Here is a 12107-nt window from a genome sequence, read left to right on the forward strand (position 1 = left end):
TGCCATGCCGAAACACAGCGCGCGACCACCACCAACGCCGGGATTCCCGTCGCCAGCGACAACGAGTCGCTCACCGCCGGGACTCAGGGCCCCATCCTGCTGCACGACCACTACCTCGTCGAGAAGCTCGCGCAGTTCAACCGCGAGCGCGTCCCGGAGCGCGTCGTCCACGCCAAGGGCGCCGGCGCGTTCGGCGAACTGGTCGTCACCCACGACGTGAGCCGGTACACGAAGGCCACGCTGTTCCAGCCCGGCGCGAAGACCGAATCGCTGGTGCGCTTCTCCACGGTCGCAGGTGAGCAGGGCAGCCCCGACACCTGGCGCGACCCGCGCGGATTCGCCGTGAAGTTCTACACCGAGGACGGCAACTACGACCTCGTCGGCAACAACACGCCCGTCTTCTTCATCAAGGACCCGATCAAGTTCCCCGACTTCATCCACTCGCAGAAGCGGCTGCCCGGATCCGGTCTGCGCGACCACAACATGCAGTGGGACTTCTGGACGCTGCGGCCCGAGTCTGCGCACCAGGTGACGTGGCTGATGGGTGACCGCGGCATCCCGAAGACGTGGCGGCACATGGACGGCTTCGGCTCGCACACGTACCAGTGGGTCAACGCCGACGGCGAGCGGTTCTGGGTGAAGTACCACTTCAAGACCGACCAGGGCATCGAGTTTCTCACCCAGGACGAGGCCGACACCCTCGCGGGCACCGACCCCGACCATCACCGCGCCGACCTGTACGACACGATCGCCCGCGGCGAGTTCCCCAGCTGGACGCTGAAGGTCCAGGTCATGCCCGTCGACGAGGCCGAGGGCTACCGGTTCAACCCGTTCGACCTCACGAAGGTGTGGTCGCAGAAGGATTACCCGCTGATCGAGGTCGGCAAGTGGACCCTCAACCGGAACCCCGACAACTTCTTCGCCCAGATCGAGCAGGCGTCGTTCGAACCGTCGAATGTCGTTCCGGGAATCGGTTTCTCACCCGACAAGATGCTGCTCGGGCGGGTCTTCTCCTACGCGGACGCGCACCGGTACCGCATCGGCGCCAACTACGCGCAACTGCCGGTCAACGCCCCGAAGAACCAGGTGAACTCGTACTCGCAGGACGGCGCGATGCGGTACGCCACCAATTCACCCGAGACCCCGGTGTACGCGCCGAACTCGTACGGCGGCCCGCACGCCGACGCGTCGCTCGCGGGCGACGAAGGCCTCTGGGCGTTCGACGGTGAGTCGGTGCGCGCCGGTTACGTCGAGCACGCCGAGGACGGCGATTTCACGCAGGCGGCCACCCTCGTCCGCGAGGTCCTGAGCGACGAAGAACGCGACCGCCTGGTGAACAACATCGTCGGTCACGCACTCGGCGGTGTCAGCGAACCGGTTCTGCTGCGGGTGTTCGACTACTGGAAGAGCGTCGACCCCGACCTGGGCAAGCGAGTGGAAATCGGTGTCCGGGAAGGACAGGCCGGGAACTGATGTCGTTGGTGGGGCACGCTCAGAGCAGGCCCCACCAATAGATCAGCAACGCGAGAACGAATACCACCACAGTTTCCACGACGACCCTCCTTCGCCCGGCTGCACGCACCGCACGATTCCATCATCCCCCATGCGCTTCGCACCCGTGAGTACTTCTTAACCGCCGGCGGTTAACAAGTACTCACAGGTGTGTGACGGGTGTGTCGGATGTTGTTGCTAGGTTGAGTGGTGTCAGGACACCGGCTCGGATGACCGTGTCCCGAGTCGGGGTCGAAAGGTGCTGTCTTCCATGGTGATGGGTCCCACCCACGCAATGTCCGGTGCGGCCGTCGGTCTGGCGGTGGCAGATCTGCTGCCGCTCGACTGGGGTGGGCCCACGTCCACCGCCGAGACCCTCACGTTCGCGGCGGTGTGCGCCGGGGCGGCGCTGCTCCCGGACCTCGACACGAGCCAGTCGACGGTGTCGCGTTCGTTCGGTCCGGTCAGCAGCGTCGTCGCGAAGGGTGTCGACGCGGTGTCGCTGGGTTTCTACACGATCACCAAGGGCAAACGGGACGGCAAGCGGCGGGGTGGGCACCGCACGCTCACCCACACCGCCCTGTTTGCGACCGGCATCGGGGCCGGAGTGTCCGCGCTCGTCGTCCAGTTCGGCAAGCCCGCCATCATCGCGACGCTGTTCGTCTGCCTCGGCCTGGCCCTGCGCGGGCTGGCCGGTGAGCTGGCCAAAGAAAAAGGCTGGCTGGCGGTTTCGGCGGTCGCCGCGGTGCTGTCCGCGCTCACCTGGCAGTCGTATCCCACCGAGGCCGGTTCCACCGGGCTCGGCGTCGCGGTGGCCCTCGGCTGCGCAACCCACTGTCTTGGGGACGCCATCACCAAGGAGGGCGTCCCCTTTCTTGCGCCGTTCCTCACGCTCGGCAAGGAACGGTGGTGGGAGTTCCGGCTCCCGTCGTTCCTGTCCATCCGGGCGGGCGGGCCCTTCGAGAAGGTCGTGCTCGGGCCCGCCCTGACGGTGGCCGTCGGACTCATGGTCATCTGGGCCATCGACGGTGCGCCGCAGGCAATCTACGACGCGTTCGTGCCCGCGCCGAAGTGACTCGGGGATTCGGGAACTCAGGCGGCGAGCATCTTCTCGAGGTCGTCGAGGACGAGCATCGCCCCGGTCGGTCCGAGCGCGAGGAACCAGGTCTCGTCGCTGACGTGCACGGACTTGCCGTCCTTCACTGCCTGCATCTGATTCCACAGCGGGCCGCCGACCACGGTCGACTCGTCGGTGGTCTCGGGTGCGCCGTAGCTGGAGTAGAAGATCCGGTCGGCGTCCGCTTCGCCGATCGTCTCCTGACTCACCTCGACGGCGAGTTCGTCGATGTTCTGCACCGTGGGGCGCGGGAGCCCGACGTCCTGCAGGATGACACCGATGAACGACAGGTTGCCGTAGAGGCGGATCTTGCCGGACATGAACCGGACCAGCGAGATCGTCGGCTCGCCGGTGATGGACTCCCGGACCTCGTCCGCGCGGGTCTGGTAGGCGTTGAGCACGTCCTCCGCTTTGGTCTCCTCGCCGAGGGCGTCCGCGACGAGCAGGAAGTTCTCCTTCCACGGGAAGCCGGGGCGGATGCCGAATACGGTCGGTGCGATCGACGACAGCTGCGGGTACAGCTTGTCGGCGCGCAGCTTGCTGCCGAGGATCAGATCGGGCTGGAGCGCGGAGATCGCCTCGAGGTTCAGGTTGTTGGTGGTCCCGACGTCCGGGACTCCGGCGAGCTTGTCGGCCAGGTAGGACGGCTGTCCGGCGGCGCTCTCTGGGCTGGCCAGTCCGACGGGCGTGATTCCCAGGGAGAGCACGTCGTCCAGCTCGCCGCCGTCGAGGACGATCACCCGCTCGGGCTTCTTCTCGATGACGGTTTCCCCGAGCGCGTGGGTGATGGTCCGGGGGAAGACGCCGGGTTCGGCATCGGTGCCGAGTTTGGCGGTCTCGGCGTCCGCCGTGGCGAACTGGCGGCCGCCGGTGGCGACGTCGGTGTTGCCGGCGGTCGAACCGGTGTCGGTGGTGCCGCAGGCGGCGAGAAAGACGCTGGCCAGGGCGACCAGCCCGGCGCGTACGTAGAGCCTCGATGACATGAGGTGAGGCTAGCCTGAGGTTTCGGAGCGGTGGCCGCGGGGTCCGGGCAACCGGAAAACGTCCCCACCACGCAGAAGAGGCCTCGACCGGCGAACCGGTCGAGGCCTCTTCTCGGTGTCTCACACTGTCGGGGTGGCGGGATTTGAACCCACGACCTCTTCGTCCCGAACGAAGCGCGCTACCAAGCTGCGCCACACCCCGTGTTGAACCTCGGCTAGCTTACATTACCCAACCAGTCACCATTAAATCCCCTGGTCAATTGCGTAAAACGGTGCTCTCCGACGACTCGGCGCGAGCCCGCGCGGTGTCGGAGTCCGAGCCGCCGCGCTGAGCCGGGACCAACGTCAGGAGCGTCGCCTCGGGGCGGCAGCAGAAGCGGGCCGGCGCCCACGGCGACGTCCCGATCCCGGCGGACACGTGCAGCTGGGTGTGCGCCCCCCACTTGGACGGCCCCTTCACCCGTGAGCGGTCGATGTCGCAGTTGGTGACGAGTGCGCCGTAGAACGGCAGGCACAGCTGACCGCCGTGCGTGTGGCCGGCCAGCACCAGGTCGTACCCGTCGTCCGCGAACCGATCGAGAACCCGCGGCTCGGGCGAGTGGGTGATGCCCAGCCGGAGATCGGCCAGCGGATTGGGCGGACCGGCGATGGTGTCGTACCGGTCGCGCTGGAGGTGCGGATCGTCGACCCCGGCCGACGCGATCCGGACCCCCGACACCTCGAGGTCGCGGCGCACGTGCGTGACGTCGAACCAGCCGCGTTCGGTGAACGCGGCCCGCAGGTCGCCCCACGGCAGCGGCTCGCCGAGGATGCGCTTGCGATCCTTGCGGAAGTACTCGAACGGGTTCTTCGGTTTCGGCGCGAAGTAGTCGTTGCTGCCGAACACGAACAGTCCGGGGCGGGCGAGCAGATTCCCCAGCGCCTGGACCACGGCGGGCACCGCCCGCTGGTGCGACAGGTTGTCGCCGGTGTTCACGACGAGGTCGGGGTCGAGGTTGTCGAGTTCCCGCAGCCAGTTCTGTTTCAGCCGCTGTCCGGGCATCATGTGCAGGTCGCTGATGTGCAGCACACGGAGCGTCGACGACCCGGGTTCGAGCACCGGCATCGTGACCTCACGCAGCGCGAACGCATTGCGCTCGATGAGCGAGGCGTAGCCGATGCCGAGGGCGGCGGCACCCGCCGTACCCAGGGCGGCGCGGGTCAGGTTGGTGCGGAACTCGTCAGACACTCTTCCAGGATACTGATGAGCGCAATCGAGATGCAGTGGACAAATCGGGGCGCGTAGCGTTTCGCCCATGCCAGATTCACTGAAAGCAAGACTGCGCTCCGACATGACGGCCGCCATGAAGGCCAAGGATTCGCTGCGCACCGCCACGATCCGCATGCTGATGGCCGCCGTGCAGACCGAAGAGGTTTCCGGCAAGGAAGCCCGCGAACTCACCGACGACGAGGTGCTGAAGGTCCTCGCGAAGGAGTCGAAGAAGCGCGGCGAGTCCGCCGAGATCTACACCGAGAACGGTCGGGGTGAGCTGGCAGCGCAGGAGCGGGCCGAGGCGCAGATCATCGACGAGTACCTGCCGACGCCGCTGACCGACGCCGAACTCGTCGACGTCGTGGACACCGCCATCGCCCAGGTGGCCGAGGAGATCGGTGAGCGTCCCGGCATGCGTCAGATGGGTCAGGTCATGAAGGCCGCCGGCGCGCTTGCGGGCGGCAAGGCGGACGGTTCGCGGCTCTCGCACGCGGTGAAGTCCCGCCTCTGACCCCCACGTGAGTGGGAAAGCGTGCGCCTACACACTTTCCCACTCACCTGCGGGTCACCGGGGTATGGGCGGCAGCTGGATCGGCGGCAGGCCGGGCAGCTGGATGGGCGGAACGGGGATCCCCTGAGCCGGGGCCTGCGGGGGAGCGGCCTTCACCGATCCGTCGCTGACGTAGATCGTGATCGTCGACCCCGGAATCGCCGAACCGGACGGCGCCGAGCTCGTGACCGTCCCCTTGGCGACCTGTGACGCGGTGGTGATCGCGTTCACGGTGAATCCGGCTCCCTGCAGGCGGGACGTCGCGGCCGACTGGCTCAGGCCGGTGACGTCCGGAACCTGACCGTTCTGCGAACCCCGCGCGTACTTCTGATCGATCGGCGGCAGCGTCGTCGGCCCGAAGTTGTTGGCGACGGGATTCATCGCAGCGAACCACGTCTGGGCGGGCTCGTTACCGCCGTAGAGATTTCCGTCGCCACAGGGCCGTAGCGGGCCCGAGCAGATCTCGCCCGGTGTCGGCGAGTCGCCGAACACGTAGACGGCGGCGGCGAAGTTGTTGGTGAACCCGAGGAAGCCCGACGACATGTGGGACTCGGTGGTTCCGGTCTTACCCGCCATCGGGAGGGTCCAGCCGGCGCTGCCCGCGGCCCCGGCCGACGTGCCGCCTGCCTTGTCGTCCTTGCTCATGGCATTGGCGAGGGTGTCCGCGAGGCCGGGCTCGACCACCTGCTCGCAGGCCTGCTGCGTGACCGAGACGGGCTTGCCTTCACGGTCGAAGACCGAATCGATGGGGGTGGGCGGGCACCACTTGCCGTGCGACGCGAGCGTTGCCGCGACATTCGACAGTTCCAGCGGATTGACCCAGGTGGGTCCGAGGGTGAACGAACCCAGATTCTGATCCTTCTGGAAATCCGCCATGCTGCGGTCGTCGAATCCGGAGGTGCCGGGGTCGGCGTACGACCGCAGCCCCAGCCGCACCGCCATGTCGACGGTGGGGGCGACGCCGGTGGCCTGGATGAGCTTGACGAACGCCGTGTTGGGCGACTGTGCGAGCGCGTCCGTCACCGACAGCGACGCCGGGTACTTGCCTGCGTTCTCGACGCAGTACGTGGCCGCCGGGCATCCGCGGGCACCACCGCTACCCATGCCGCGGGCCTCGAACCGTCCGGGGACGTCCAGGACGGCGTTGGTGCCGAGGCCCTTCTCCATGGCGGCGGCGGTCGTGAAGATCTTGAAGATCGACCCGGCGCCGTGACCGGCCAGCGAGTACGGCTGGGCCTGCACGGTTTCGTTGGCGTTCGCGTCGAGACCGTAGGTGCGGCTACTGCCCATCGCGAGGATGCGGTGTGAATCCTGGCCGGGCTGGACCACGTTCATGACGTTGGCGATGCCGTCGAGTCCGGGGCTGGCCTTCGCGGTGAGCGCAGCCTTGGTGGACGCCTGCACCGCGGGGTCGAGCGTCGTCTTGATCAGGTAGCCGCCCTTGTCGATCTGCTCCCGGCTGATGCCGGCGTTCGCCAGGTACTGCAGGGCGTAGTCGCAGAAGAAGCCGCGGTCGCCGGCGGCGATGCACCCGCGGGGCAGACGGTTGGGTTCGGGCAGCACGCCGAGGGGCGTCTCCTTGAGCTCCCGCAGTTCGGCGGCGCGCTCGGGGATGCTCGAGATCATCGTGTCGAGAACCACGTTGCGGCGTTCGAGGACGCCCTCGGGGTTCGTGTACGGGTTCAGCGCCGAACTGGACTGCACCATGCCCGCGAGCATCGCGGACTGCTGGGTGTTCAGTTCGGACGCGTCGATGCCGAAGTACGTCTGGGCGGCGTCCTGGATGCCGAACGAGGCGTTGCCGAACGGCACCAGGTTGAGGTAGCGGGTGAGGATCTCGTCCTTGGTGAGTTCCTTGTCGAGCGTCAGCGCCATCCGGATCTCGCGGATCTTGCGGGCGGGCGTCGTCTCGATCGCGGCCCGGCGTTCGGCGTCGGTTTTGGCGACGACGAGCAGTTGGTAGTTCTTCACGTACTGCTGGTCGAGTGTCGACGCGCCCTGCTGCACCTCGCCGCTGGTGGTGTTGGTCAGGAAGGCGCGCATCGTGCCCTGCCAGTCGACGCCCTTGTGCTCCGGGAACCGGCGGTCCTCGACGGAGACGATGGCGAGCTTCATCTCGTTGGAGATCTTGTCGCTGGGCACTTCGAAGCGGCGCTGGTCGTACAGCCACGCGATGGGATTGCCCGCGGAGTCGACCATCGTCGAGACTGCGGGAACCGTTCCTTCGACCAGTTCGGCGGAGACGTTGTCGACGGTGTCAGCCGCCCTGTTGGAGGCGTAACCGAAGCCTCCGGCGAGCGGAAACATCACGCCGGCGAGGAGCACTCCTGCCAAGGCGGAGGATCCTGCGAGCTTCCCCACTGTTTTTGCAATCGACACGATCTACAGACTACGTGGGGTCTGAGGGTGCGCTGGTTGGGCGCAGAATTCGGCCAGGAAAATGCCCTGAGCACGGGGTATGGACGGGCGTACCAAAAAAGCATGTTCACCGTCTTGCGCGTGGCGGTTTCTTTACCTAAATTGTTGGAACAGTGTGATGGAGATAACACCCCATCGCTTATGTGGTGCAGCCTCGGCGTGCTACGCGCTGGGTTTGCGCAGACTCGAAGAGGGGAAACGAATGCACATGACCACCCCAACCAGCCGTCTGGACGTCGAGCAAGCAGAAGCGCGAATCGCCTGGGTCACCCAGGCCCGTTGCCGGGAAGTCGATCCCGATCAACTCTTTGTACGCGGCGCAGCACAGCGCAAGGCCGCAACCATTTGCCGGCATTGCCCGGTATTGATGCAGTGCGGAGCCGATGCACTCGACAACCGTGTCGAGTTCGGCGTGTGGGGTGGCATGACGGAACGTCAACGCCGGGCGTTGCTCAAGCAGCACCCCGAGGTGGACTCATGGTCCGATTTCTTCGAAGCTCAGCGGCAGCACCAGTCCGCTGTCTGAGATTCGGGATCGGATTCGCAGTCAGGCAGGACACAGGCGGGTGACCGGTTCTCCGGTAGCGAGCTGATCAGCTCGTCCGGGTGAGCTGGTCGCCTACCGCTCTCAAGGCCTCGAGGTCCGACACCTCGAACGGCAGCGAGGGCACGCCGACGATCGGCACCCGAGGGTGGGCCGCCGTGAACCGGCTCAGTAGTTGGACCTCACGCTTGGCGATCACCGCCCGATGGGCGTGGATTCGCAGCACAGCGGCGGTGAGGGGGTCTTGGTCCCCGAGTTGGTCGGCGGCAGTGACCGCGTGATCGGCCGACAGGGAACTGAGAGTGGGGTGCGTCCGATTCAGGACGAGGCCCGCGAGCGGCATCTCGTCGCCTGCGAGCCGGTCGACGAAGAAAGCCGCCTCACGCAGCGCATCCGGTTCCGCTGCGGCGATCACCAGAAATTTCGTTCCCGGCTGCCGGAGCAATTCGTAAGTGCGCGTTGCCCTTTCCCGGAAGCCGCCGAACATCGAGTCCAGTGACTGGACGAAACTTGAGGCGTCCGACAGCATCTGACTGCCGACGATGGTGGACACACCGCGCAGCGCCAGGCCCATCGCGCCGGTGACGAGCCGGGTGAGGCCGCGGCCGGGCGCGGTGAGCAACCGGATCATGCGGCCGTCGAGAAACGCGCCCAGACGCTGGGGTGCGTCGAGGAAGTCCAGGGCGTTGCGCGACGGTGGCGTGTCGACGACCACCAGATCCCACTCGTCGCTGGAGGCGAGTTGCCCCAGCTTCTCCATCGCCATGTATTCCTGCGTTCCCGAGAACGAGCTGGCGACGGTCTGATAGAAGGGGTTCGCGAGAATCTGCTCCGCCTTCTCCGGCGTGGAGTGCTCGATCACCATCTCGTCGAACGTGCGGCGCATGTTGAGCATCATGGCGTGCAGTTCGCCCGTCGCGTCCGGTCCGAGCTGCACGGGCTGCGGCGTGTTGTCGAGTTCCGCGACGCCGAGAGCCTGCGCGAGCCGGCGTGCCGGGTCGATGGTCAGCACGACCACCTTGCGTCCCTGCTCCGCCGCGCGCAGTGCCAGCGACGCCGCCGTGGTGGTCTTGCCGACGCCGCCGGCTCCGCAGCAGACGACGATCCGCGTTGCCCTGTTCTCCAGAATCCCCGCGACATCGAGTGCGGAGGCGGTGCGGCGACGCTCGTGTTCAGTTGTCTGGGTCATCGGACACCCTGTTCCGTCAGATATTCCGCGAGCTCGTACAGCCCGCCCAGGTCCACACCGTCGGCGAGGGACGGCAGGTGCAGCCGCGCCCCGTCCACTTCGCTGAGCTGTCCGGCGCTCTCCTCCTGCGCTTCGAGGACGGACGCGTGTTCGATCGTCTCGGTGAGCAACCCGGCGAAATTCTCTTCGTCCAGGGTGATCCCGGTCTTCTGCAGTCCGGCCCGGACGGCCTCGGCGTCGATGCGGCCCTTCGCGACGTCGGCGAGGGTGTCGGCGGGCAGGAACTGCGGGCTGGTGCGGTTGACGACGACGGTGCCCAGCCGCAGGTCGGCGCGGGCCAGTTCCTCTGCGGCGTCGGTGGTCTCCTGCACCGGCAGCGCCTCGAGCAGCGTCACGAGGTGGACGACGGTCTCGTCGGAATGCAGCAGGCGCACCACGCCCTCGCTCTGCGAGCGCACCGGCCCGCCCTTCGCGAGGTCGGCCATCGCCTTCGTCACGTCGAGGAAGTTGCCGATCCGCCCGGTCGGCGGGGCGTCGACGACGACCGCGTCGTACACCCGTTTACCCGACTTGTCGGAGCGCACCACACATTCCTTGATCTTGCCGGTCAGCAGCACGTCCCGGAGGCCCGGTGCGATGGTGGTGGCGAACTCGATGGCGCCGAACTTGCGCATAGCGCGGCCCGCGAACCCGAGGTTGTAGAACATCTCGAGGTATTCGAGGAACGCGGTCTCGATGTCGATGGCCAGTGCCATGACCTCTCCGCCACCCTCGGCGGCCGCGACCTTCGTCTCCTGCGGCGGCAGCGGGGGCACGTCGAAGAGCTGAGCGATCCCCTGCCTGCCCTCGACTTCCACCAGTAGCACGCGGCGCCCACCCTCGGCCAGGGCGAGCGCCAACGCGGCGGCCACCGTGGACTTTCCGGTGCCGCCCTTTCCGGAGACGAAGTGCAGCCGGGCCCGCGCGGCCTTCTCGGGCCACGTCGGGGTGAGCTGGTCTGGGGATGCAACCACGGGGTCGAGCCTATAAGTCTGGGAGCCAGGATGTGCGGGGGATAGGCTCACCGGCATGAGTGAATTGACTTCCTGGGAGTACGCCACCGTTCCGCTGCTCACACATGCGACCAAGCAGATCCTCGATCAGTGGGGCACCGACGGCTGGGAACTGGTGACGGTGCTGCCCGGACCCACCGGTGAGCAGCACGTCGCGTACCTGAAGCGTCCGAAGGGCTGAGGGCCGTGGCAGAGACTCGGAACTGGTCCGCCCGCCTGAGTGAACTCGGCATCACGCTGCCGTCCGTCGTTCCGCCGGTGGCCGCCTACGTGCCCGCCGTGCGCACCGGCAATTACGTCTACACGTCCGGGCAGCTGCCGATCGTCGAGGGCAAGCTGACGATCGCGGGCAAGCTCGGCGCCGGTGTGTCGGACGAGGACGCCAAGGCCGCGGCCCGGGCGTGTGCACTCAACGCGCTGGCGGCGGTCGACGCCCTCGTCGGCATCGACTCGGTGGTGCGGATCGTCAAGGTCGTCGGGTTCGTCGCCTCCGCCGAGGGCTTCACCGGTCAGCCCGGCGTCGTGAACGGTGCCTCCGAATTCCTCGGCGAGGTGTTCGGCGAAGCCGGGGCCCACGCACGCTCGGCCGTCGGTGTCGCGGAACTGCCGCTCGGCGCCCCCGTCGAGGTGGAACTCATCGCCGAAGTGCAACCGGAGTCGTAGAGCCATGACGCTTGCCCATCCGGCCTACGCCCAGGTGCGGGAGGTCACCCCGATCGTCTCGGTCGTGCTCGAAAACAATCCCGGCATGATGACGCTCGACGGAACCAACACGTGGATTCTGCGCGCGCCGGGCCGGGACGAGTGCGTGGTGGTCGACCCGGGCGACGCCGACGAGGAGCACCTCGCCCGCGTCGCGGCACTCGGACCGGTCGCATTGACGCTGATCACTCACCGTCACTTCGACCACACCGGGGGAGTGCAGCGGTTCTTCGAACTCACCGGCGCGCCCGTGCGCTCGGTGGACCCCGAGTTCCTTCGCGGCGGCGGCGAACCCCTCGTGGACGGTGAGACCATCGACGTCGCCGGGCTCACCCTCACGGTGATCGCCACGCCCGGGCACACGAAGGACTCGGTGTCCTTCACCGTGGAAGGTGAGGGCACCGTCCTCACCGGCGATACGATCCTCGGCCGCGGCACCACGGTGCTCGACGACTCGGACGGCGACCTCGCCGACTACCTGTCGTCGCTGCGCCGGCTGCTGGACCTCGGCACCGGACACCGGGTGATGCCCGGCCACGGACCCGAACTGCCCGAACTGAACGTCGTGGCGCAGCAGTACCTCGATCATCGCGAGGAGCGGCTCGACCAGGTGCGGGCCGCGCTCGGTGCGCTCGGGGGCACCCCCACGGTCCGCGAGGTGGTCGAGCACGTCTACTCCGACGTCGACCCGAAGTTGTGGCCGGTGGCGGAGAAGTCCGTCAACGTGCAGCTCGCCTATCTGCGCAGCCTCGACTGACCGCATAACGACTTCGGCCACCCCCTCGCTGTGAGGGGGTGGCCGAAGTCGT

Annotated in this window: 11 protein-coding genes, 1 tRNA gene and 1 pseudogene; 7 read left to right on the forward strand and 6 right to left on the reverse strand. The window is 67.3% G+C overall.

Features of this window, described 5'->3' with window-relative positions:
- Nucleotides 1-9 precede the first annotated feature (9 nt).
- Together JWS14_RS23340 and JWS14_RS23345 are read left to right on the forward strand one after the other, a co-directional pair.
- Nucleotides 10-1473: pseudogene (locus JWS14_RS23340) on the forward strand (catalase); the annotation flags it as partial.
- Nucleotides 1474-1762: 289 nt separating this feature from the next.
- Nucleotides 1763-2566 (forward strand): metal-dependent hydrolase, encoded by an 804-nt coding sequence (locus JWS14_RS23345; RefSeq protein ID WP_206014491.1) that lies wholly within the window; start codon nt 1763-1765, stop codon nt 2564-2566.
- 17 nt (nt 2567-2583) lie between these two features.
- Here the strand turns inward: JWS14_RS23345 and JWS14_RS23350 are convergent, their stop codons facing one another.
- The 3 genes from JWS14_RS23350 to JWS14_RS23360 form a co-directional block, all read right to left on the reverse strand.
- Nucleotides 2584-3591, reverse strand: a complete 1008-nt coding sequence (locus tag JWS14_RS23350; RefSeq protein ID WP_095862952.1) for an ABC transporter substrate-binding protein — start codon at nt 3589-3591, stop codon at nt 2584-2586.
- A gap of 128 nt (nt 3592-3719) precedes the next feature.
- A tRNA-Pro gene (locus JWS14_RS23355) sits at nt 3720-3793 on the reverse strand.
- Between the two features lie 54 nt (nt 3794-3847).
- On the reverse strand, nt 3848-4819 hold the full coding sequence (locus JWS14_RS23360; protein ID WP_072938076.1) for a metallophosphoesterase: 972 nt from the start codon (nt 4817-4819) through the stop codon (nt 3848-3850).
- Between the two features lie 67 nt (nt 4820-4886).
- Between JWS14_RS23360 and JWS14_RS23365 the strand changes: the two genes are divergently transcribed.
- Nucleotides 4887-5354, forward strand: a complete 468-nt coding sequence (locus JWS14_RS23365) for a GatB/YqeY domain-containing protein (protein ID WP_005248498.1) — start codon at nt 4887-4889, stop codon at nt 5352-5354.
- A 54-nt stretch (nt 5355-5408) separates the two neighbouring features.
- Here the strand turns inward: JWS14_RS23365 and JWS14_RS23370 are convergent, their stop codons facing one another.
- A complete protein-coding gene (locus JWS14_RS23370) occupies nt 5409-7754 on the reverse strand; it encodes a penicillin-binding protein (protein ID WP_072938074.1) in 2346 nt (781 codons plus the stop codon).
- Between the two features lie 259 nt (nt 7755-8013).
- On the opposite strand from JWS14_RS23370, the gene JWS14_RS23375 reads away from it, so the two are divergent.
- Entirely contained in the window at nt 8014-8337 is a 324-nt protein-coding gene (locus JWS14_RS23375; RefSeq protein ID WP_072938072.1) for a WhiB family transcriptional regulator, read from the forward strand.
- Between the two features lie 67 nt (nt 8338-8404).
- On the opposite strand, the gene bagB is transcribed toward JWS14_RS23375, so the two are convergent.
- Complete coding sequence (gene bagB / locus JWS14_RS23380; RefSeq protein WP_072938071.1) at nt 8405-9544, reverse strand: ATPase BagB; 1140 nt, start codon at nt 9542-9544, stop codon at nt 8405-8407.
- Nucleotides 9541-10557, reverse strand: coding sequence for an ATPase BagA (bagA, locus tag JWS14_RS23385; RefSeq protein ID WP_095862954.1), 1017 nt, complete (start codon nt 10555-10557; stop codon nt 9541-9543). Before bagA ends, bagB begins: the two co-directional genes overlap by 4 nt.
- A 55-nt stretch (nt 10558-10612) precedes the next feature.
- Here bagA and JWS14_RS23390 point away from each other — a divergent pair, with 55 nt between their 5' ends.
- Genes JWS14_RS23390 through JWS14_RS23400 form a run of 3 tightly spaced genes read left to right on the forward strand, consistent with a single transcriptional unit; the run spans nt 10613 to nt 12055 of the window.
- Complete coding sequence (locus JWS14_RS23390) at nt 10613-10777, forward strand: Sp36 family protein (protein ID WP_005248493.1); 165 nt, start codon at nt 10613-10615, stop codon at nt 10775-10777.
- Nucleotides 10778-10782: 5 nt separating this feature from the next.
- A complete protein-coding gene (locus tag JWS14_RS23395; RefSeq protein ID WP_206014492.1) occupies nt 10783-11259 on the forward strand; it encodes a RidA family protein in 477 nt (158 codons plus the stop codon).
- A gap of 4 nt (nt 11260-11263) precedes the next feature.
- Nucleotides 11264-12055, forward strand: coding sequence for an MBL fold metallo-hydrolase (locus JWS14_RS23400; RefSeq protein ID WP_206014493.1), 792 nt, complete (start codon nt 11264-11266; stop codon nt 12053-12055).
- The last annotated feature ends 52 nt before the right edge of the window (nt 12056-12107 follow it).

It is taken from the genome of Rhodococcus koreensis, assembly GCF_017068375.1.
Taxonomy (GTDB): Bacteria; Actinomycetota; Actinomycetes; order Mycobacteriales; family Mycobacteriaceae; genus Rhodococcus_F; species Rhodococcus_F koreensis.

Coding starts and splice junctions, on each gene's coding strand:
- JWS14_RS23375 (WP_072938072.1), top strand. CDS start 8,014: ATGCACATGACCACCCCAACCAGCCGTCTGGACGTCGAGCAAGCAGAA.
- bagB (WP_072938071.1), bottom strand. CDS start 9,544: ATGACCCAGACAACTGAACACGAGCGTCGCCGCACCGCCTCCGCACTC.
- JWS14_RS23345 (WP_206014491.1), top strand. CDS start 1,763: ATGGTGATGGGTCCCACCCACGCAATGTCCGGTGCGGCCGTCGGTCTG.
- JWS14_RS23350 (WP_095862952.1), bottom strand. CDS start 3,591: ATGTCATCGAGGCTCTACGTACGCGCCGGGCTGGTCGCCCTGGCCAGC.
- JWS14_RS23390 (WP_005248493.1), top strand. CDS start 10,613: ATGAGTGAATTGACTTCCTGGGAGTACGCCACCGTTCCGCTGCTCACA.
- JWS14_RS23365 (WP_005248498.1), top strand. CDS start 4,887: ATGCCAGATTCACTGAAAGCAAGACTGCGCTCCGACATGACGGCCGCC.
- JWS14_RS23400 (WP_206014493.1), top strand. CDS start 11,264: ATGACGCTTGCCCATCCGGCCTACGCCCAGGTGCGGGAGGTCACCCCG.